Annotated in this window: 18 protein-coding genes; 2 read left to right on the top strand and 16 right to left on the bottom strand. The window is 65.3% G+C overall.

Annotated elements, in window-relative coordinates; genetic code table 11:
* Nucleotides 1–10 precede the first annotated feature (10 nt).
* The 14 genes from ACX12D_RS36120 to ACX12D_RS36055 all read right to left on the bottom strand — a co-directional run bounded on the left by ACX12D_RS36120 (nt 11) and on the right by ACX12D_RS36055 (nt 14,145).
* On the bottom strand, nt 11–634 hold the full coding sequence (locus ACX12D_RS36120; protein WP_459376637.1) for a hypothetical protein: 624 nt from the start codon (nt 632–634) through the stop codon (nt 11–13).
* Nucleotides 635–660: 26 nt separating this feature from the next.
* Nucleotides 661–1,632: an aldo/keto reductase gene (locus tag ACX12D_RS36115; protein WP_459376636.1), complete on the bottom strand. Its 972-nt coding sequence runs from the start codon at nt 1,630–1,632 to the stop codon at nt 661–663.
* Between the two features lie 62 nt (nt 1,633–1,694).
* Entirely contained in the window at nt 1,695–2,786 is a 1,092-nt protein-coding gene (locus ACX12D_RS36110; protein ID WP_459376635.1) for an LLM class flavin-dependent oxidoreductase, read from the bottom strand.
* Nucleotides 2,787–2,811: 25 nt separating this feature from the next.
* A complete protein-coding gene (locus ACX12D_RS36105) occupies nt 2,812–3,738 on the bottom strand; it encodes an LLM class flavin-dependent oxidoreductase (protein ID WP_459376634.1) in 927 nt (308 codons plus the stop codon).
* A gap of 27 nt (nt 3,739–3,765) precedes the next feature.
* Complete coding sequence (locus ACX12D_RS36100; RefSeq protein WP_459376633.1) at nt 3,766–4,602, bottom strand: NADPH-dependent oxidoreductase; 837 nt, start codon at nt 4,600–4,602, stop codon at nt 3,766–3,768.
* 29 nt (nt 4,603–4,631) lie between these two features.
* Entirely contained in the window at nt 4,632–5,453 is an 822-nt protein-coding gene (locus ACX12D_RS36095) for an ABC transporter ATP-binding protein (protein ID WP_459376632.1), read from the bottom strand.
* Between the two features lie 36 nt (nt 5,454–5,489).
* Nucleotides 5,490–6,335, bottom strand: a complete 846-nt coding sequence (locus ACX12D_RS36090) for an ABC transporter permease (protein WP_459376631.1) — start codon at nt 6,333–6,335, stop codon at nt 5,490–5,492.
* 10 nt (nt 6,336–6,345) lie between these two features.
* Nucleotides 6,346–7,236 carry an ABC transporter permease gene (locus ACX12D_RS36085; RefSeq protein WP_459376630.1) on the bottom strand — a complete coding sequence of 297 codons (891 nt, stop codon included), beginning with the start codon at nt 7,234–7,236 and terminating at the stop codon, nt 6,346–6,348.
* Between the two features lie 30 nt (nt 7,237–7,266).
* Nucleotides 7,267–8,370, bottom strand: coding sequence for an ABC transporter substrate-binding protein (locus ACX12D_RS36080; protein ID WP_459377396.1), 1,104 nt, complete (start codon nt 8,368–8,370; stop codon nt 7,267–7,269).
* Entirely contained in the window at nt 8,367–9,158 is a 792-nt protein-coding gene (locus ACX12D_RS36075) for an ABC transporter permease (RefSeq protein WP_459377395.1), read from the bottom strand. The genes ACX12D_RS36080 and ACX12D_RS36075 overlap by 4 nt, the downstream gene beginning before the upstream one ends.
* Nucleotides 9,159–9,168: 10 nt before the next feature.
* Complete coding sequence (locus ACX12D_RS36070; RefSeq protein WP_459377394.1) at nt 9,169–10,041, bottom strand: ABC transporter permease; 873 nt, start codon at nt 10,039–10,041, stop codon at nt 9,169–9,171.
* Nucleotides 10,042–10,067: 26 nt separating this feature from the next.
* The gene (locus ACX12D_RS36065) at nt 10,068–11,141 is read right to left on the bottom strand and encodes an ABC transporter substrate-binding protein (RefSeq protein ID WP_459377393.1); all 1,074 of its coding nucleotides are present in this window, start codon (nt 11,139–11,141) and stop codon (nt 10,068–10,070) included.
* A gap of 49 nt (nt 11,142–11,190) precedes the next feature.
* Nucleotides 11,191–12,717, bottom strand: a complete 1,527-nt coding sequence (locus tag ACX12D_RS36060; protein ID WP_459377392.1) for a porin — start codon at nt 12,715–12,717, stop codon at nt 11,191–11,193.
* 306 nt (nt 12,718–13,023) lie between these two features.
* Complete coding sequence (locus ACX12D_RS36055; protein ID WP_459377391.1) at nt 13,024–14,145, bottom strand: sigma-54 interaction domain-containing protein; 1,122 nt, start codon at nt 14,143–14,145, stop codon at nt 13,024–13,026.
* 477 nt (nt 14,146–14,622) lie between these two features.
* Here ACX12D_RS36055 and ACX12D_RS36050 point away from each other — a divergent pair, with 477 nt between their 5' ends.
* Nucleotides 14,623–15,486, top strand: coding sequence for a TauD/TfdA dioxygenase family protein (locus ACX12D_RS36050; protein WP_459377389.1), 864 nt, complete (start codon nt 14,623–14,625; stop codon nt 15,484–15,486).
* 55 nt (nt 15,487–15,541) lie between these two features.
* On the opposite strand, the gene ACX12D_RS36045 is transcribed toward ACX12D_RS36050, so the two are convergent.
* On the bottom strand, nt 15,542–17,074 hold the full coding sequence (locus ACX12D_RS36045; RefSeq protein ID WP_459377388.1) for an amidohydrolase family protein: 1,533 nt from the start codon (nt 17,072–17,074) through the stop codon (nt 15,542–15,544).
* A 287-nt stretch (nt 17,075–17,361) separates the two neighbouring features.
* Between ACX12D_RS36045 and ACX12D_RS36040 the strand changes: the two genes are divergently transcribed.
* On the top strand, nt 17,362–18,444 hold the full coding sequence (locus ACX12D_RS36040) for an ABC transporter substrate-binding protein (protein ID WP_459377387.1): 1,083 nt from the start codon (nt 17,362–17,364) through the stop codon (nt 18,442–18,444).
* 138 nt (nt 18,445–18,582) lie between these two features.
* Here ACX12D_RS36040 and ACX12D_RS36035 read toward each other — a convergent pair whose 3' ends face one another.
* Nucleotides 18,583–19,881, bottom strand: coding sequence for an LLM class flavin-dependent oxidoreductase (locus tag ACX12D_RS36035; RefSeq protein ID WP_459377386.1), 1,299 nt, complete (start codon nt 19,879–19,881; stop codon nt 18,583–18,585).
* Nucleotides 19,882–19,916 lie beyond the last annotated feature (35 nt).

The following is a 19,916-nucleotide window of genomic DNA, read 5'->3' as shown; positions in this document are numbered from 1 at the left end:
GCCTCGTGCCTCAGGGCTGGGCGAAGGTGAGCGAGCGAATCGCGGCAAGCCCCTCCTCCACCGGCGCGCGCAGTGCAGGGGCCCCGCGCGCGCGCAGGTAACGCTCGGTGACGAAGGCCTGCACCGGCGCCGCGCCGCCGGCTGGCACGCAGAGATAGCCCTGATGGGAAACCTCGAAGCGCGGCGCGACCGAGTCCGGTGCGAAGCGGTCGACCTGGGTTGCGCGGTACTGGACGCAACGCGCCCCGCCCAGGCTGGCGACCTGGGCCTCCAGCCCGGCAAGATCGTGGCCATGGTCGGCCAGGCGCGCCACCAGCAAGTCCCGCGCCCATTCGAGCAGCGCCGCCTCCGGCTCCACCGCCGGAAGCGGCTTGCCCGTATCCACCACCACGGTCCCGGCCAGCACCGCGTAGGGCTCGCCGTCCGCGCCGACGCGCGCGGCGGCGGCGTTATCGACGAAGACAATGGCGTCCCGCCGTTGCCGGACTACCTTCCAGCCTGCACCGACCGGCGCCGCCACGCTAAAGCCGGCGGCCTGTATGCGCGCAGGTGCCGGCCCGGCGGCGGCGCCTGCCATGGCAAACACCGTCGCGGCCCCGGCCAGCAGGCCCACAAGCCAGCGGCGCGATGACATGGCAGCCTCGGCCAGCGGGCGCGCCCTCATGCCTCCAGCCCGGCAAACAGCCCTTCCAGGCGCTGTGCGATCTCGCTGTCAAGCCGCGGCAGCAGCGTAAGTGCGCCGAGGTTGTCGCGCAGTTGTTGCACCTGCGAAGCCCCGGTGATAACAGTGGAAACGTGCGGGTTGCGCAAGGCCCAGGCCAGCGCCAGTTGCCCCGGCGTGGCGTCCAGCATGCGGGCGATGCCCGCCAGTTGCCCCACCGCCTGCCGCACGCGCGCATCGCCGATGCGTTCGCGCAGGCGTTCGTTGCTGTTCAGCGCGGCGCGGCTGTCCGGTGCAATTCCGTCCGTGTACTTGCCCGTCAGCACGCCACCGGCAAGCGGGCTCCAGGTGGTCAGCCCGAGGCCGATGTCCGCGTAGAGCCGTGCGTATTCCTGCTCGACGCGCCTGCGCGCCAGCAGGTTGTACTGCGGCTGCTCGGTGACCGGCTTGTGCAGGTGCGCGCGATCGGCAAATTCCCAGGCGGCGCGGATCGAATCGGCGTCCCACTCGGACGTCCCCCAGTAGAGGGCCTTGCCGCGCGCGATGATGTCGTGGAAGGCCCAGACGGTTTCCTCGATCGGAGTGTCCGGGTCCGGACGGTGCGCATAGGCCACGTCAACGTAGTCCAGGCCAAGTCTGGCCAGCGAGCCGTCGATCGCGCCCAGCAGGTATTTGCGGTTGAGCGTACGCCGCTGGTTGGGGCCGTCGTTGAGGCCGCCATAGAATTTGGTGGTGATGACGAAGTTCTCGCGGGCCCAGCGCAGCTCACGCAATGCGTCTCCCATCACGCTTTCCGCCTTGCCTTGGGCATAGCTCTCGGCGTTGTCCAGGAAGTTGATGCCGTGATCCCGCGCGGCGGCAAGGATCTCCACCGCTTCGCCCACCCCCACCTGGCCACCGTAGGTCACCCATGCGCCCAGCGACAACGCGCTCACCTTCAGCCCGGCGCGCCCCAGTCTGCGATATTCCATTTGCCTTGTTTCCTTCCGCTTCGTGATCAGTCCTGGCGCGGCCCCCTGGGCCGCGCGCAGCTTCATGCGTGCCCCACCAGCGGCACCACCTCTTGCCCCACCAGCAACGCTTCTTCCAGGTTCGGATAGCCGGAAAAGATAAAGCTGCCAATGCCAAGCGAGATGTACTCTTCGATCCGTTGCGCCACCTGCCGGTAGGAGCCGATCAGCGCCGTGCCGGCGCCGCCCCGCACCAGCCCCACGCCGGACCAGATGTTCGGATAGATTTCCAGGTCGCGTGCCCGGCTCACGGCGCGCCCGGGATGCAGGCTGCGCATGCGCGCCTGCCCGACCGACTCGGATTCCGTCAACTGCCGCTGCGCGACGTCGATCAGTTCCGGCGGCACCTCGCCGAGCAGGCGTTCGGCCTCGCTCCACGCCAGCTGCTCCGTCTCGCGGGCAATCACATGGATGCGCAATCCATAGCGCAAGGTGCGGCCGTGGCGCGCCGCCAGCGCATTGGTGCGCGCCAGCCGCTCGCCCAGCATTGGCGGCGTCTCGCCCCACATCAGGTACACATCCGCGTGTTCGGCGCCGGTGCGCTCGGCCGCGTCCGACGCGCCGCCGAAATAGATCGGGGGCAGCCCCGCCAGCGTCCCAGCCAGTGCCTCGCCGTCCACCACGTAGTACTTGCCTCCGTGGACCTGCCCGGCGCCGCCAAAGGCGCCACGCAAAACCTGCAGGTATTCTCCCGCGCGCTCATAACGCGCGTCATGGCCAAGAAAATCGCCCAGCGAACGCTGCTCGGTGCTGCTGCCGCCAGCCACCGCCTGCAACAACAGTCGCTGGTTGCTGAGCACCTGCAGCGTGGCCGCCTTCTGGGCCAGGTGCACGGGCAGCTCTAGCCCCGGCCGGAACGACACCAGGAACTTCAGCCGCGAGGTCTCGTGCGCCAGCGCAGCCGTCACCAGCCAGCCGTCTTCTGCGGTCAGGCCGGTCGGCAGCATGACCGCATTGAAGCCGGCGTACTCTGCGGTGCGCGCCACGCTGGCCAGGTAGTCGATATCGGGCGAGCGCGTGCCGCGCGAGCCGTGCCGTACGCTGCGCACCCCGGTATTGACGAGGTGCCTGCCGTCACCGCTGGTGGGCAGGAACCAGTTGAATTCGATGCTCATGGGAATCGCTTTCCTGGTGAACAGTTCATACGGCAAGCGGGGCCTGCGGCGTCGCGAGCGGCCTTTTGCGCAGCAATGGCAAGACTTCCTCCCCAAGGCGAAGCAGCTCCTGGAGCTCCGGCTCTGCGGAAAGCACGAAGCTATCCAGCCCCAGTGCGTGCAGCGCTTCCAGCCGCTGCGCGACCTGCTTGTAGGATCCCACCAGAGCAGTGCCTGGCGCGCGCCGGGCGCGCGCGGCGTCGTCCGCGGCCTGCCGTTCGGTCTCCCGCGCGATAACATGCACGCCATAAGCGAAACGCAGGCTGCGCCCGAACCCGGCTGCCAGCTCGCGCAGCCGGCGGATGCGCTCGCCGGCCTGCGCGGGGGATTCGTTCCAGCGCAAGTGCACGTCACCCAGCTCGGCCGCGAGCTGCTCCGCCTGGGCCGAGCCCCCGCCCAGGTAGATGGGTGGCGGGTTACGCAGCGGCTTGAGCAGGCCGGCGTTCTCGACACGGAAATAAGACCCGTGGAAGTGCAATTGCCCGGCAAAGACCGCCCGGCCCTTCCACGTATGCCGCAGCACCTGCAGGAACTCATGCGTGCGCTGGTGACGGTCCTCGTGCTCGAGCAGGTCGCCGTAGGCGCGGCGCTCGGCCTGGCTGCCGCCGGTGACCACATTGAGCAAGAGCCGGTTGCCGGAGATCGATTGCAAGGTCTGCGTGCTTTGCGCCGCCACGGCCGGCTGCACCGAGCCCGGCCGGCAGGCCACCAGGAAGCGCAGCCGCGCGGTATGGCGCGCCAGCAAGGCAGCCGCCAGCGAAGGCTCCAGGCCGCCCGGCCCCGTCGCCAGCTGTATACCGTGAAAGCCGGCATACTCCGCCGCCCTGGCGACGTTGATCAGGTATGCCGCATCTCTGTAGTGCAAGGCTGCGCTGCCGTGCGACGGCACATGCCAAGTGAATTCCAGGCTCAAGATGTCTCCTCCCCCCGTTGGCCGCCGCTATAGCAGCTCGAAGCCCTGGCCGGCCAGCGCCTCGCGCAGGCGATCGCGGCCTTTCAGGCTGTCCGGGCCGCGCAGGCGTGCCACCGAATGGGCGCTCCAAGCGTCCGGTGGCAGTTGCTGCGAGCCATAGAAGGCTTTCATGACTTCGTCGTAGGCGGCAACCTCCTCGCGCGCGGACGCCGGCGTGTATTGCTCGCGGTACAGCACGGTGCGTTGCGACAGCCGCGGCTTGACCGCCGCAGGCCTGGCTAGGTCGGGAAAGCCGATGCAAAGTCCGAACACGGGGAACACGCTGGTGCCGGTGTTCAGCTCGCGCGCCACCGCTTCGGGCTGGTTGCGCAGCGCGCCGATATATACCGTGCCCAGACCGAGCGACTCGGCCGCGGTCACCACGTTCTGCGCGGCCAACGCGGCATCGATCACCGCCATCAGGAAGGTATCCAGGTAGCGCAAGCCCTCGGCCTGCTCATCCCGGTGATCGGCGATACCGCGCAGGCGCGACAGGTCAGCCAGCCAGGCCAGCACCAGCGGCGCCTCGCGGACCTGGGCCTGGTTCCCGGCCAGCGCGGACAGGCGGCGGCGCCGGCCCTCGTCCCCGATCGCAATCACGCTCCACGTCTGCAGGTTCGACGAACTGGGCGCGGACTGGGCCGCGCCGATCAATAGCTCCAGCGTGCCGGCGGGCAACGTCTCTGGCAGGAACGCGCGCACCGAGCGATGCGCCAATATGGTCTCCAGCACCGGGTTGAGCGCCTCTACCGCAGGCGTATTGCTTACCCCGTCCACCTTTTTCTCGCCATAGCGGGTGGCAAGCAGCTTCAACAGTTTCGACATTGCGAGGTCCTTCCTTTTCGTCGTTCGGCTTACCAGGCGAATTTCCAGTCGGACAACACCGGCTCCGGCAGCGCGGCCGTCAGCAGCTTTTCCGCCGGCGAGTCGGCAAACTCACTCATCACGTCTTCCTTGATCGCCGAGAAGGTATAGCTTCCCCGGTCCCGCGGGCGCAGCAGCGGTACGTCGACAATGCGCTTGATGCGCCCGGGGCGCGGCTGCATCACCACCACCCGGTCGCCCAGGTAGACAGCCTCTTCGACGTCGTGCGTCACCAGGATCGCCGTAATGCCCTCCAGCTCCCAGATGCGCTGCAGCTCCTGTTGCAGGTAGGCCCGGGTCAACGCATCGAGCGCGCCAAACGGCTCGTCCAGCAGCAGCACTTCAGGCCGGTTGACCAGCGCGCGCGCGATCGCCACGCGCTGCGACATGCCGCCCGAGAGCTGGTAGGGATAGGCGGTCTCGAAGCCCTTGAGCCCGACCAGTTCGATATGCTCCTGCACCGAGCTGCGCTTGTCGGATTCCGGAATCTTGGCGTTGAGCAAGCCCAAGCTGATGTTTTGCTCGACAGTCAGCCAGGGGAACAGCCGGTGTTCCTGGAACACGATGCCGCGGTCCAGGCTGGTGCCAAGGATACGGTTGCCATCCAGCAGGATCTCTCCTTGGTAGTCCTCCTCCAGCCCGATGATTAGCCGCAGCAGCGTGGATTTCCCGCAGCCGCTGGAGCCGACGATGCTGACGAACTCACCCGGCTGGATGGTGAGGTCGATGTGTTCAAGCACGGGCAATGGCTCGCCCTTGACCTGGTATTGCTTGGAGAGATCCTTGATCTCCAGTGTTGCGGCTTGTGGCATATGGGTCCTTATTGCCTTTTAGACTTTCAGTCTGGTTCAATACTGCGCAATCGATTTGCCGCGCCAGCGCAGCAGGCGTGCCTCCAGGCGCGCGGCGATCCCGTTCAGCGCGAAGCCCACCGCGCCCACCACCACCACGCCAAGCAGCACCTGGTCCATCCAGAAATGCTCGCGCCCATCTGTCAGCAGGTTGCCGATCCCGGCGCCGGCGCTGAGCAGGTATTCAGCGCCCAGCGTGGCCAGCCAGGAATAGATCAGCGCCAGGTAGATGCCGGTGAAGATCGACGGCAAGGCCGCCGGCAGCACCACACGGCGCCACAACTGCCAGCGGCTGAAGGTCAACACGCGCGCCACCTCCGGAAACTCGCGCGGCACGCTGCGGATGCCCTCGAAGGTATTGAGGAACATCGGGAAGAAGGCCGCCAGCGACAGGAACACCACCTTGGCCGGATCGCCCAGCCCGAACCACACCGAGATCAGCGGAATCCACGCCAGCAGCGAAACTTGCTTGACGGTGTGCAGGGTCGGGCCAACCAGATTTTCGAACAGACGGGACAGCGCCAGCGCGGTGCCGAACGCCAGCCCGGCGGTGGTACCGATGGCAAAGCCAAGCAGCATCCGGTTCACACTGGCCGCCAGCGAGGCCTGCAGGTAGCCGTTGCCCACCAGGCGCACCGCGGTATCCCAGACCTCACCGAGCGGCACGAACAGCTTGGAATCGGTCCAGTGGAAGGCATAGGCCGCCCACCACAAGGCGAAGACCAAAGCCGGCAAGGCGATGCCGCGCCGGAATTGCCGCCATTGCACGCGGCGGCGTTGCCGGCGCGCCTGCCGTTGCCAGGCACGGGTGCCGCTCGCGGTGTCTTGAAACGAAGTCGTCATGGCATTCCCCTCAGAAGCTCTCACGGCGCCAGCGCAGCAGGCGGCCTTCGACCAGCGCCAGCAGCCGGTCCAGAACGAACCCCACCGCGCCGACCACCACCACCGCTGCCAGCACTACGTCCAACTGGTACAACTGCCGCCCGTAGACCATCAGGAAGCCCAGCCCTTCGGACGAGGCCAGCAACTCGACCGCCACCAGCGCCAGCCAGGCGTGCGTGAGGCCGTAGCGCACCCCGTTCCAGATCGGCGGGAAGGCCGCAGGAAAGACCACCTTGCGTAATAGCTGCCAGCAGCTGAAGCGGAACACGCGGGCCACTTCGACAAACTGGGCCGACACGCCCTGGATGCCCTTGAACGTATTCATCGTCACCGGCACGAAGGCAGCCTTGGCGATCAGGATGATCTTGAGCGCCTCATCGATGCCGACCAGCATCATCAGCAAGGGCAGCCAGCCCAGCGATGGCACCTGCGCGAACAGGCGGAAGGTGGGATAGAGGTACTCCTTGATCACCGTGGACAACCCCATCCCCACGCCCAGCAGCAAGCCCAGTGCGCTGCCCACCAGGAAGCCGTAGATCACACGCTCCAGGCTGATGGCCAGGTGCATCTGCAGCTCGCCGCTGGCCAGCAGGTCGCGGAACGTCTCCGCCACCACCGGTGGCGCCGGCAGGATCTGCGAAGGCACCCACTCGTTGGCCGCCGCGACCCACCACAGCGCCAGCGCCGCTAGCGGGAAGGGCCAGGCCAACAGCAGGCGCCGGAGCCTGGCGCCGTTGAACCAACGCGCAGCGCGGCCTGGCCAGGTGCGCGCGCCACGCGGCGCGCTTGGCGCCGGGCGCCGCTTGGCTGCCTCGGCAAGCGGCCGCGACGGCACGTGCTCAAGGATGGGTAGGGATGACATGGGGCGATTTCCTCTTTGCTTTGGATGGGATCAGGGCGATCGGCGCGCTGCCGCCAGCGCCCTGCCTTGCGCGTCATTGGCGGTCCAGTAATGTTCGAGCTTCAACTCCGCCAGCGCCCGGTCGAGGAAGCGCCGGTCGATCCAGGGCTCGACCGCGAAACGGGTACGGGTCAGGCGGTAGCGCGGCGCCTGCTCGACGGCATCCTGGTAACGCGCTACCAGGAAGGGATCGAACAGCGGACTCAAGCGCTCGCGCACCGGACGCCCGCCAAGGTCTTCCAGCAGGTGCGCCTTCGGCACGCCCATACGGGCCCACAGCGCCAGCGTCTCGTCGCGGTGGGCATCCTCCGAGCCCCAATGCGCGGCCCGCACCACTGCTGTCACCACGCGCTGCGTAGCGTCGGGATAGCGGCCGGCGAAACTCTCGGTCACCAGCAGATGGCTTTGCCGGGTGAAGACCGGAGAATCTCCACGGCTGCTGTAGACGATCCGTGCCTGGCCGGCATCGCGTAGTTGCAGCAGGTCGTAGCCGCCGAACACGGCATCGATGTCGCGCGTGACCAGCGCCGCCTTGGCCGACGCGTTGTCCAGGTTGACCGCGCGGATATCCCGCTCGCTCAGGCCGTTGGCTTCGAGCAGCCGGTTGATCGGCAATTGCGAATTGGTGCCTTTGAACAGGGCTACGCGCTTGCCGCGCAGGTCCGCGAGCGAGCGCACCGGCGAATCCGGCGGCACGGCCAGGTAGATGTTGACCAGCGTGCCGCTGGCCATCAGCAAGCGCGTTTTCAGTCCGCCCGCGCGGCCGATGATGGACGGCAGGTCGCCCTGGAAGGCGAAGTCGATCTGGCCATTGGTCAAGGCTTCGTTGACGGCCGGGCCCGCACCCTTGAAGAAAGAGAATTCCACGCGCGTCGCCGTGCCGGCAAAGGCTTCCTGCACCCAACCTTTGGTGTAGGCTAGCCCCACAGCGCCCGAGGTAAACACCGGCGGGTTGCCCGGTGCCGGCGCGGCCACGCCAATGCGCACCGCAGCGGGAGCCGCCTCGGTACAGGCGGCGCCAAGCGGCACAGTGCTGAGCGCCAGCGCCAACAGCCCGCGCGCGCCCGCGTGCATCAACCGAATCACAGCGCTCATCCCTGCACTCCCCGCCAGCGCAGCACGCGCCGCTCAAGCCGCTGCGCGGCCAGGTTGAAGCCAGTCCCGACCAGGCCGATCGCCAGCATGCCGAAGATCACCAGCTCGACATTGAACGCCGCCCTGCCGCGAATCACGATATTGCCCAGCCCCTCGCCAAAATTCGCCAGCAGGAATTCGGCGCCGATGGTGGCCACCCAGGCGTAGATCAGCCCCAGGTGGATGCCGGTCAGGATCTGCGGCGCGGCGGCGGGCAGCACTAGGCGCAGCAGCAGTTGCAGGCGCGTGAAGCGGTAGACCCGCGCCACCTCCACCTGAGCCCGCGTGACCGCGCGCACGCCTTCGAAGGTGCCCAGCACCACCGGGTAGAAGGCGGACAGCGCAATAAAGGTCAGCTTGGAGAGCTCACCGGTGCCCAGCCACGTAGTCAGCAGCGGCAGCCAGGCAAACAGCGATATCTGCTTGAGCGTATGGAAGCTCGGCCCAATCAGCCGCTCGGCCCAGCGCGACACACCCAGCAAGGCGCCCAGCGCCACGCCGGCCAGCGCCCCCAGGCCGAAGCCGCCCAGGTCGCGTAGCAAGCTGGCAGCCACCCCGCTATAGAAGGCGCCCTGCGTCAATGACTGCCACGCCACCCGCGCCACGTGGGCCGGCGGCACGATCAGCCGCGTGTCTACCCAGCCGAAGGTGGTGGTCACCCACCAGGCACCCAGTATCAGCACCGGCAGCGCCAGCCCGCGCCAGTCGCGTGTTGCCAGCCCGCGCCGCAATGAATCGAACGAAGTCATCGCCCTCTCCTCAGAATGCCCCCCGCCGCCATCCCTGCAACCGCGCTTCCACCCAGCACAGCGACAAGTCCAGCGCCACCCCGACTACGCCGATCGCCAGCATGCCGACCACCACCAGGTCCAGCTGCAGCAATTGCCGGCCCCACACCATCAGGTAGCCGATGCCCTCGCTGGAGGCCAGCAGCTCGACGAACACCAGCGACAGCCAGGCCTGCATCACGCCCTGCCGGATGCCGTTGAACAGGCTGGGCGCGGCCGCCGGCAGCACCACCTGCCGCAGCACCTGGGTGCGGCTGAATCCGCACACCCGCGCCACTTCCAGCCACGCCCGCGGGATATTGGCGATGCCCTTGTAGGTGTTGACCGTCACCGGCACTACTACTGCCAGCGAGATCGCCGAGATCTTCAGGCCTTCGTCAATGCCCACGAAGATGATCAGCAAGGGAATCCAGCCAATCACCGGAAACTGCGACACGACCTCGAAGGTGGGATAGAAATACGCCCGCACCGAGCGCGACAAGCCCATGGCCACCCCCAGCAGCAGCCCTGCGGATCCACCGATCAGGCAACTCCAACCCACCCGGGACAAGCTCACCAGCAGCTGCTTCTGCAACTCGCCGTCCTGCCAGAGTTCCACTGCGGACTGCCACACCAACGTGGGCGCCGGAAGAATCTGCTCGGGCAACCAGTGCCGCGTCGCGCCGAGCTGCCACAAGCCGAGCAACAGCAGCGGCAGCACCAGCCCGGCCACGCCATAGCCGGCCCTGGCCAGCAGTGGCCCCGCCAGGCGGCGCAAGCTGGGCCAAGGGAATGCAGGCGCGCGATGCACGCCGCGCAGGCCGCCCAGTGCGGCGGGATGCGCTTCACGCAATAGCTCACTCATCGGCATGCTCCTGGTTGCGTGCGCCATCACCGTGCGGCGGTGCTGGTGCGGGTCTTGCCGCCGGCGGGCCAGGCCGCCCAATAGGCTTGCAGGCCAAGCTCCTTGAGCGCGACCTCCTGGTACTTGGGCTCGATCCAGCCCTCGATTGGTACTTCGCGCCGCGTCAGTTTGAAATCCTTGGCTTCGCCGATGGCCTTCTTGATGGCGGCCACGTAGTATTCGTCGAGCAGCGGCGAGAGTCTGTCCTTGAGCAACTGGCCTTCCCAGCTACGCTTGAAATCGATGTACGGCGTCGATCCAGCCTTTGCCCAGATCTGGAACTGCGCATCGCGGTTCTTCTCGTCGCCAGCCCAGGCAGCCGTGCGGTACAGCCGGGTGACCACGCGCTGCACGATCTGCGGATATTTCTTCTCGAACTCCTCAGACACCCAGAAGGTGCTTGGCGAAGTCAGCGTGGGATCGTCGACATAAGTCTCCAGGATGCGCGCCACGCCCCGCGCTTCGAGGTCGAACGGCGCAGCGCTGATGGTGCCGTCGATATCCTTGGTCGCCAGCGCGGCCTTGGTGGTGTCGTTGTCCATATTGACCACCTTGAAGTCCTTCTCGCTGAAGCCAGCGCGCGCCAGCACGCGGTTCAGCGTGAGCTGCCCGGCCGTGCCCTTGAATACCGCCAGGCGCTTGCCCTTCAGGTCCGCAAGCGACTTGGCGGGCGAGTCGGACGGCACCACCAGGTACTGATTGCCGCCGCGTCCATAGCTGGCGATGATGTGGTGCTTCAGGCCGGTCGCGCGGCCCACGATCAGGGGCAGGTCGCCATGGCCGGAGAAATCGACCAGGCCGTTGGCGAAGGCTTCATTGACTCCCGGACCAGCGGAGGGAAAGAACACCCATTTCACCTGGATGCCGTCTTTCTTGAATTCCTCCTCGAATGCGCCGGTCTGATGCAGCGTGGCCAGCAAGCCGGTGGTAAGCGGCCTGCCGCCCGTTCCTGCGTTGGGCACAGCGATGCGGATGACGGACGGCTTCTCCTGCGCCTGCGCGGCAGGCAGCACTGTGACAAAGGCAATGAAGGCGCCCAGCAGGGCAAAGAATCGTTTCATGATCGAGTCCTTCGAATGGCGGTAAGACGGTGAATACGGTCAAGCACAATCAGAATCCATACTGGAACTGCGCCAGCACGGCGGTGGAGTTCTTCATGGACGGGTCTTGATAGAAGGTCCGCAGCAGGTTGAGCTGCAGCTTGGTGGTCTCGGCGAAGAACACGTTCAGGCCCAGCGTGGCCACCTTGATCTGGTCGTTCCCCACGGCCGTATTGGGGTCGTACAGGTCGTAGCGCAGGAAGGCCTGGTAGGTCTTGGGCCACCAGTCGTCGTACTTGGCCTGGCCGCGGTAGCTGCGCAGGAACTGCTCCCCCCACTGGTAGTACAGCGTCACGTACTGGCCCCGCGACTTGATGGTGGACTTTCCGGTGCCGGTGGATCCCGCCAGCAACTCGGTCTCGCCATCGGCGTATTCGTAGGTGATGCCGTAGGGGTTGTGGTTGTAGTAGAGATCGAGGCCACGGCGGGTGAAGTTGTTGCTTGCCACCGTGGTGGTGGTGGTGCCGACCGTGCGGGTCAGGTTGCCCGTGCCCTTGAGGTAAGACACGCCCAGCTTCAGCTCGCGAAAGACGCTGTTGTAGTCCACCGGCAGCGTAAAGGCGAGACGCCCGATAAAGTCCTTGGCGCTGTTGTCGTCGGCCTTGTTGGGGCCATTGCCGTTGAACACGCCGAAGGCGTACTCGACCAGCGGCGCGCGGTAGTTGAAGCCGTAGTCCACATAGGAGTCGTAGTCGCCACGGAAAACCACGCCGATCTGCCGTGTGCCGACCCCGAGCGCATTGACGAACTGCGCGTTGTTGATCACCGGCCGCAATTCCTCGCTGGTCTGCGCTTCCAGGCCAAACGGGATCTGCTGCTGGCCGAAGCGCACTGTCAGCTTGTCCTCCTCCAGGCCGGTAGTGGTCGGCAGGAAGCTGTAGTCAAGGTAGGCATCGGTCAGGTTGAACTGGCTGCCGCTGCTCTGCGCGGTGGTGGTCAGCCCCGAGCTGACGTTCTGCGCGTAGGCCAGCGCCAGCCGATAGGTCAGGTTTCTCCCTTCCGCGTAGTCCCGGTACAGGCTGCCGCTGAGGTTCAACTGCGCGGAGGCGATATCGAAGCTACTGCTGCGGGCCTTGGCGCCTGGTGTGGAGGAGCCGGTGGTACCAGGATTGAAGTAGCTTCCGCGCACGGCCACCGTACCGCCAATGGTCGTGCCACGCGTGGTCAGTGCGGTCTTGGTTTCGCGGCTGCGGGTCTGCTCGTACTTGTAGTTCTCGAGATCGCCGCGGATGCCATCGATATCGGCTTTGGTCGCGTAGTCGCCTTCCGGGGCTGTCGAGGCTGGTGTCGGTGTCTGCGGTGCTACCGTGACATGCTCGGCGGTCAATGCGGGATTGCCGGCCACCACGGGCTTTGGCCTGGATGCTGCCAATTCTTGCCTGAGGCTCTGTACCGCGGCTTTCAGCTCTTCGACTTCCTTCTGCAATTGCTCCGTACTGGGTGCCGCGGCAGCGGAATGCCCGGCTATCGCCAATAGTCCCGCCCCCAGCAGGTAATTAGCTCTTCTTGTATGGGAATGATGCACGACATGTTCCATGGAGTATCCGCAAAGCGTGTGCACCGCAGTGCGTGGTTAACTTGAATGGCGCCTTAAGTGTGATTTGGTGCAGAGTTGCCGATCTCTAATTGCGAAATCCATGCCATGTCGGAAATCACGGCTTTCACGGCGAAAACGCGGCGATTCCCTATTGACCTGTTAGCAAGACAACAACGGCCTTGCTCATGGTGTTGAGCACGCAGCAAAGGTAGAAGACACCGAATTTGCAAAGAACAAGGGCCCGCATAAGCGGGCCCGTTCTTCGTCGCGGAGGTTCAGACCGTCAGACTATTGGCGATTCGAGGCCTAATCGACGGACACCATGAAGGTCTCCCCGAGCAGCCCGAAGCGCTTGAGTTGCGCGCGCAGGACGTTGCGGGAAATATCGAGGCTGCGCGCTGTGCGAACCTGGTTGCCGCCGCAATGATCATAGGCAACCGTCACCAGCGCCCGCTCGACAGCCTCGTGCAAACGCGGGTGTTGCTGTTCCAGCAACTGTCGCAGGATCTCCTGCATCGATTCCATCAGCACCTCCGGCCCGGCATCGCGCATGCGCGGCACTAGCGCTTCCCTGGCGATCTGTTCCGGCAAGCGCAGGTCAGAGTATTCGATGCATCCGGTGCCACTGATAATCAGCGCGTAGTGCACTACGTTTTCCAGTTCCCGGATATTCCCGGGCCAGTTGTAGCGCAGCAGCGCTTGCTCCGCCTGCGCGGAGATGGAACCCTCGGACAAGTTCAGCTTTCGCGCATAGATCTGCGCGAAGTATTGCGCGAGCGGCATGATGTCACCACGCCGCTCGCGCAACGGCGGCAGCTTCACGGGCGCGACGCTGAGGCGATAGAACAGATCCATGCGGAAGTTCCCGGCCTGCACCGCCTTCATCAAATCGACATTGGTCGCCGCAATCAGGCGAACATTGACCGGCACCGGCACGCGCGCGCCGATGCGCACCACCTGGCGCTCCTGCAGCACGCGGAGCAGCTTCACCTGCAGCGCGAGCGGCATGTCGCCGATCTCATCCAGGAACAGCGTGCCGCCGTTGGCGGCCTCGAACCAGCCCTGGCGCGCATGCGTGGCGCCGGTAAAGGCCCCGCTTTCATGGCCGAACAACTCGGCGTCGACCAGCGCCTCGCTGAAAGCGCCGCAGTTCACGGCGACGAACGGCCCGGCGCGGCCACTGCATTCGTGGATATGGCGTGCGACGAGTTCTTTGCCGGTGCCGGTCTCGCCAACGATCAGCGCGGTGACGTCGCTCGCGCCAACGCGCTCCACATGCGCCAGCAATTGCTCGGATACCGGATCGTTGAACACCAGCGCCTTGGCTCGGATCGACAGGGCCATTTCCTCCGGCTTGGCGAACTTCAGCAACTTGTTCTGGGCGACGCCTCGCGGCTTTCCATGCCGATCGGGATGATATTCGCTCATTCTTCTCCTGCCCTACCTCTGATCCTGTCTGGACGGTTAACGACGATGACGCGTGATGACCTCTGTCATGCGAGCCGCGCCGGCCAAGGGGCCCGTGGCACCGCGAGGCGGGGTCATCGACAACGTTGCGGCATGGGCATCGGGGCGCTCCCTGGAAACCGTCCATCTCCATTGTGTTCGTTTTGGCGCAAAGTTTCACAGCCCATTTGACATATGAATATTCGGGCAGCGTCACCAGCTCGCCACCACAACTGCAGCACGTTCCGTAAGCCCGCGCGCGCTGCCCTTCGCCCGGTGCACCTCTGCTGCTGCCGCAACAGTCGCCGGCTCGCGGCTGCACCGTGCGCAGCAGGCTTGCGGCAGACCTGCGCTGGCACCGGAGCACGCCAGCTGGTACGCGCCTTGCTCGCACGTACCGTCAGTCGCCATAACCTGCAAAGGGACGGGCATTCCCACCGACAACCGGAACCTGCCAAGATGACCATCCTCGCTGAGAGCACTGCGCACTCGCACGCAAGCCGGCCACGGCCGCGCGCACGCGGTGCCGACACACTCGAAATCCGCACAAGCGGACGCGGGCTCGGCGCCTTCGTCACCGGCCTGGACGCCCACTTCCCGCTGGACGCAGCGCGGCTCCTGCGGATCCGGCACCTGTTGCAGGAACATCGCGTGTTGATACTTCCCGGCCAGACCCTGGACAAGTCGACCTTGGCGGATTTCGCCAGCTACTTCGGCATGCCCGCGCCGGCTGGCCCTGCCGGCCCTGAGGCGATATCCATCAAGCCATATCTGCGCTTTGCGCATATCGACAGGCACTGGGCCGAGCTGCCCAGCGCTGCCTGCCTCCTTTATGCGGCGGGTGCGCCGCACGAAGGCAGCGAGATCCGCTGGATTGACCTGCTGCGCGCCTATGCCGATCTCGATGCAGAAACGAAATGGCAACTCGCCAGCCAGCAAATATGGGTCCGCTCGCCATCCACGCCGCCGAATTCCCGCAGACCAAGTGCGGAAGCGACCGCGACAGGAAACGCGATGGCAGGCGAGCCCGGGACGATTCATCCGCTGGTGCGAACCCACCCGGAGCTTGGCAAGCCCCTGCTCTTCCTCTCCTCGCAGTTGGAAGTGGATCTGCAGGGCATCGGCGCAGGCCCGGGCCACGCCCTGATCGAGCGCCTCCGCGCGCATATCGCCAAGCCGCAGTTCAGCTATACGCACCGTTGGCAGCGAGGCGACCTGGTCTGGTGGGACAACCAGGCGGTGCTTCACGCACACACCGGCGCGCTCCCTAGCGCCCCGGGGACCTTCCTGCGAGTCGACCTGGCTGGAGCCAGACCCTTCTAACTGTGCGAGGCGGGCCGTGGATGCCTTGCTGCCAAGGCATCCGTGGGGCGCGGACTCAGCCGCGCGATGCCGCGCCGGCCTCGAGCTTCCGCGCTACCGCCGTGCCCTCGAAGAAGCTGGCGTTGGCTTGCGTGTAGAACTTGTAGGGATTGCCGAACACGTAGGCCTTGAAGTCCTCCGAGCTGAGGATGCCTTGCTCCACCAGCCCCCAGCTATTGGACAGGGCATGCTGCAGGTCGGGCACATCCCAGTGGCCAACGTCGGACGAATAGATCGCATTGATCTTGACCCCCAGCGGGTTGGCCTTGTCGTTGAATGCCGCCGCGATGGTGCGATCGTCTGACTCGGAGCCGAAGAAGAAGCTGTCCACCCAGCGCTCGCGTATGTCCTCCGGCTTTTCGATGCCGGCCGCCGCAAAGTCTTCCAGCTCCGCGCCGGAGGGCTGGAGCGCGCCGCTGGTATATGCCGCGCCCAGCGTATCGCGGATCAGGTCTTCGCCCTCGATCGAGCGGCCCTTGCTCAGGTCCGCGCCGTACTGGCGGAACAGGTCCGTGAGCAAGGCACGGTCGGTGGCGGCGGGATCATATTGCTTCAGCCCTTCCAGGCCGCGCTTCTCGAAGCGGTCGATCAGGTGGATGAACACATTGGCGCCCCAGGCCGCGCCGCCTTCCAGCATGGCCACGCGCAGGTTCGGGAAACGGCGCGTCACGCCGCCGAAGAACAGCGCCTTGGCGAACGCTTCCGAGCCATCGGCGAAATGGCCGATATGGTTGTTCATGTAGTTGCTGATCGAGTTGCGGCCCGTCCAGCCCTGGCTGCCATAGTGCGTGGTGACGGGCACGCCTAGTTCGGTCACCTTGGCCCAGAAAGGGTCGTAGTCATACTCGCTGTCGATGCCGTAGAAGTCGATGTACGAGGCGTACTTCGCCACCTCCGGGTGCTCCGCCGGCGGATACTTGTCGGCGATGGCCTTGATGGGACGGCGCACACCGCCGCTGATATTGATCACCTTCAGGCCCAGCGTCTTGACGGCGAACTCTAACTCCTCGATCCCTTCCTGGGGCGTATTCAGCGCGATGCCGGCCACCGGGGTCAGCCGGTCGCTGTATTTGCGGTACAGGTCCGCGTGGTAGTGATTGACGGCACGCTGCAGCGCCTGGCGCACGTCGGCGTCCTTCTCCGCCAGTGGCGCCAGCACATTGTTGGGAAAGAGCACGGAGTAGTCGGAGCCCTGCTCCGCCTGCCGTTCGTAGAGCAACTCGGGTAGATGATAAGTGGCCACGTCCAGCGTATTGCGCGTGACGCGCGCCCACCACGGTGAACGGATGGTGCGGTAGTACTGGCGCTCCTCCAGGGTCTGCTCGTACCAGTTCTTGCCGTTGCCAACGCCTTCTTGCGTGCGACGGCGGGATGCGGAGGCCTTGCGCAGGGCGTCTACCAGCTTCACACCGCCGTAGTTCGCCACATAGTCTTCCAGCGCCGGGGTGTAGTCGTTGGTATGGACGTCGGTATCAATGACGGGATAGTCGAGGGCAGCCTTCACTGCCACCGACGGCGATGCGTTGTACCGGCTGAGACGGTCGTTCATGTGGGATCTCCGATTGAAATTGGACAGCACGGCGTGCCCTGTCGAGGCGGAACTGCGGCGCCGGCCGGCGGTCTTGTTTGCATAGTTCGTGCCATCCGCCTCTTCCGCATTCCGGCGCCGGATCGGCTTCTGGGAGCCCACCGCATTGCTGCCGTGACAACACTTGCGCGCACGCGTCCTGCTCGGAGCGCAGCATCTGAGTGGGGTGCCGTGGCCATATCTGCGGCAGATCCAGCAGGCACGCGTTTTGCGCCTACCGCCTTTCCCATCCTCATCCTTCAAACAACATGATTGCGTCCGGGCTGTCCATTTCTCTTCATCGTCTTACCACGCTCGCACTCATGCTCGCGGTGGCGACCGCGTTTGCGGAGCCCTTGCCGTCCGTGGTGCGCTTCGGGGTTTCCAACGCGGGCGTGGGCACACCACCGCGTATCGGCACGGGCTGGCTGGCGGTAGCGCAAACCAAGGGCTTTATCGAGGAGGCACTGAAGAAGGACAACATCAAGGTGCAATGGATCTTCTTCAAGGGACAAGGCCCACAGGTCAACGAGGCGCTGACCAACGAGCAACTCGACTTCACCACCCTCGGTGACCTGCCCTCCGTGATTGGCCGCTCGGTCGGCATCAAGGCGAGGCTGATCATGGTGACCAGCACGCGCGGCAACAGCTATGTCGCGGTACGTCCGGACTCCGACATCAAGACCATCGCCAATCTACGCGGCAAGCGCGTAGGCTTTCACAAGGGCACGGCCACTCAGCTCGCAGTGGACCGGATCCTTGAACAGAACGGCCTGAGCGAGCGCGACATCAAGGTGATCAACCTGGAACCCGCCAGTTCGCTGGCGGCGTTCCAAACCGGCGATCTCGATGCGATCTTCGGCACGCTGAATCTCAAGGTACTGGAGTCCAAGGGACAGGCCAGGATCATCTACAGCACGCGCGACAACCCCGCTGCGAGTGGCAACGGCCATGTGCTTGTGACGGATAAGTTTTCGAGCACCTACCCCGGGCTCACCCAGCGCGTGGTCACGGCGCTTGTCCGCGCCGCCAGCTATGCCTCGCAGGAAGCGCATCGCGACGAAGTGCTGAAGCTCTGGGCCTCGTCGGGCGGCATTCCCGCGGCGATCTACGACGAGGAGCTAAAGGGCATTCCCCTAGCCCACCGGCATTCACCGCGCTTCGACGACTACGTGCGCGCGGCCGATCAGCGCTCGATGGAAGACGCTTACCGCTTCAAGCTGATACGCAAGCGCTTCAGCGTGGATGCCTGGATTGACGACCGCTATGTGAACCAGGCCATAAACGATCTCGGGCTCGACCCAGCGTGGCCGCGCTTCGATGCCACAGCAAGGATCGTCACGAGGAACTAGGCTGGACGCAGGCTTACGCGATGTTCCTGGCCTGCTGCGCCGCGCGGGCAAGGGCGCGCCTGTTTATTCCCCACGGGTGTTCTCAGCACTAGCAAGCACGCCTGTGCGGAAGCGATCGCTGTGCATCCATACGCCATCTCAGTAGGGCCGCGGCAACCCAAGGTGCTCCCGCAAGGTGCTGCCTCGATACTCTGTGCGTGCCCGCCCTTGTGTCTGCAGCAGTGGAACCACCTCATTGGCGAAGTCGTCCAGCCCCCCGGGAAAGTACGCCGGCATGATATTGAACCCATCGGCGGCGCCTTCGTCCACCCAGGTGGTGATATGTTCGGCGACTTGCGCCGCCGTGCCAACGACGACCTGGTGGCCGCGAGCGCTGGCAACCACGTGATAGAGTTGCCGCAGCGTAAGGTTACGTTCGCGCGCGAGCTTCTTCAGAAGCCGGCTGCGGCTCTGGATGGATTCGGTGGATGGCAGCTCAGGCAAAGGCCCATCCAGCGGGTAGCCCGAAATATCGTGGCCCAGTTGCTCCGAGAGCAAGGCAGCCGCGTTGGATTGTTCGGTGCCATTCTGCAATACCGCCAGCTTTTCGTAAGCCTCTCGCTCGGTATGGCCGACAATGGGCATCAGCCCAGGCATCACCAGGCAGTGGGCCGGATCGCGCCCCTGTTTCGCCACCTGCTCCTTGATCTCCCCATAGAACTGCCGTGCCGCTGCCAGATCCTGTTGCGCCGTGAAGACGACCTCCGCATGACGAGCTGCAAGTGCCTGGCCCGGTCCGGAGGACCCCGCCTGGATCAGCACAGGATGTCCCTGCGGGCTCGGCGTCACGTTGAGTGGACCTGCTACCTCGAAGAATCTGCCGCGGTGGTTCAATGCGTGCATCTTGCCTGTGTCGACATAGATGCCCGCCTCCTTGTCCCGCACATAGGGATCAGGCTCCCACGAGCGCCACAACCCCTTGACCACCTCGACGAACTCATCGGCAATCGCGTACCGCTCGGCATGGTCGGGATGCCGTTCCCTGCTGAAGTTCACCGAGCCATCGGCGAAGGTCGTCACGATGTTCCATGCGGCCCGGCCCTTCGATATCTTGTCCACGGTGGCAAACATGCGCGCGAGGTTGAATGGCTCGCTATAGGTCGTGGATGCCGTTGCCGCCAGCCCGATGTAGCGAGTCACCATCGCCAATGCGGCCAGCAGTGTCAGCGGTTCAGGCCGCGTGATCATCGACGGATGCGAGTCGGGCGTGGTCAGCAAGCGGTCGCCAAAGAAGACCATATCGAACTTGGCACGTTCCGCTGCTTGCGCAGCCCGCACGATCAAGTCGATATTCTCCGTGCCGGACTCGGCGTCGGGATGGCGCCAGCCGGCGGCATGGTGACCGGCGGCCAGAAGGAACAGGCCAAGTCTGATTGGCCTTGGCAAAGGTGTGGACATATCAGGGAGTGAAATTGGTTGCGCCGGCACCGACG

The organism is Cupriavidus sp. PET2-C1, from assembly GCF_054515855.1.
The sequence above is the reverse complement of the archived record's forward strand: the minus strand, read 5'-3'. Positions and strand labels throughout refer to the sequence as shown.

Excerpts from the sequence above, each read along its gene's own strand:
- ACX12D_RS36120 (WP_459376637.1), bottom strand. The coding sequence starts at position 634 with ATGTCATCGCGCCGCTGGCTTGTGGGCCTGCTGGCCGGGGCCGCGACG.
- ACX12D_RS36115 (WP_459376636.1), bottom strand. The coding sequence starts at position 1,632 with ATGGAATATCGCAGACTGGGGCGCGCCGGGCTGAAGGTGAGCGCGTTG.
- ACX12D_RS36110 (WP_459376635.1), bottom strand. The coding sequence starts at position 2,786 with ATGAGCATCGAATTCAACTGGTTCCTGCCCACCAGCGGTGACGGCAGG.
- ACX12D_RS36100 (WP_459376633.1), bottom strand. The coding sequence starts at position 4,602 with ATGTCGAAACTGTTGAAGCTGCTTGCCACCCGCTATGGCGAGAAAAAG.
- ACX12D_RS36095 (WP_459376632.1), bottom strand. The coding sequence starts at position 5,453 with ATGCCACAAGCCGCAACACTGGAGATCAAGGATCTCTCCAAGCAATAC.
- ACX12D_RS36090 (WP_459376631.1), bottom strand. The coding sequence starts at position 6,335 with ATGACGACTTCGTTTCAAGACACCGCGAGCGGCACCCGTGCCTGGCAA.
- ACX12D_RS36085 (WP_459376630.1), bottom strand. The coding sequence starts at position 7,236 with ATGTCATCCCTACCCATCCTTGAGCACGTGCCGTCGCGGCCGCTTGCC.
- ACX12D_RS36080 (WP_459377396.1), bottom strand. The coding sequence starts at position 8,370 with ATGAGCGCTGTGATTCGGTTGATGCACGCGGGCGCGCGCGGGCTGTTG.
- ACX12D_RS36075 (WP_459377395.1), bottom strand. The coding sequence starts at position 9,158 with ATGACTTCGTTCGATTCATTGCGGCGCGGGCTGGCAACACGCGACTGG.
- ACX12D_RS36070 (WP_459377394.1), bottom strand. The coding sequence starts at position 10,041 with ATGAGTGAGCTATTGCGTGAAGCGCATCCCGCCGCACTGGGCGGCCTG.
- ACX12D_RS36065 (WP_459377393.1), bottom strand. The coding sequence starts at position 11,141 with ATGAAACGATTCTTTGCCCTGCTGGGCGCCTTCATTGCCTTTGTCACA.
- ACX12D_RS36060 (WP_459377392.1), bottom strand. The coding sequence starts at position 12,717 with ATGGAACATGTCGTGCATCATTCCCATACAAGAAGAGCTAATTACCTG.
- ACX12D_RS36055 (WP_459377391.1), bottom strand. The coding sequence starts at position 14,145 with ATGAGCGAATATCATCCCGATCGGCATGGAAAGCCGCGAGGCGTCGCC.
- ACX12D_RS36050 (WP_459377389.1), top strand. The coding sequence starts at position 14,623 with ATGACCATCCTCGCTGAGAGCACTGCGCACTCGCACGCAAGCCGGCCA.
- ACX12D_RS36045 (WP_459377388.1), bottom strand. The coding sequence starts at position 17,074 with ATGAACGACCGTCTCAGCCGGTACAACGCATCGCCGTCGGTGGCAGTG.
- ACX12D_RS36040 (WP_459377387.1), top strand. The coding sequence starts at position 17,362 with ATGATTGCGTCCGGGCTGTCCATTTCTCTTCATCGTCTTACCACGCTC.
- ACX12D_RS36035 (WP_459377386.1), bottom strand. The coding sequence starts at position 19,881 with ATGTCCACACCTTTGCCAAGGCCAATCAGACTTGGCCTGTTCCTTCTG.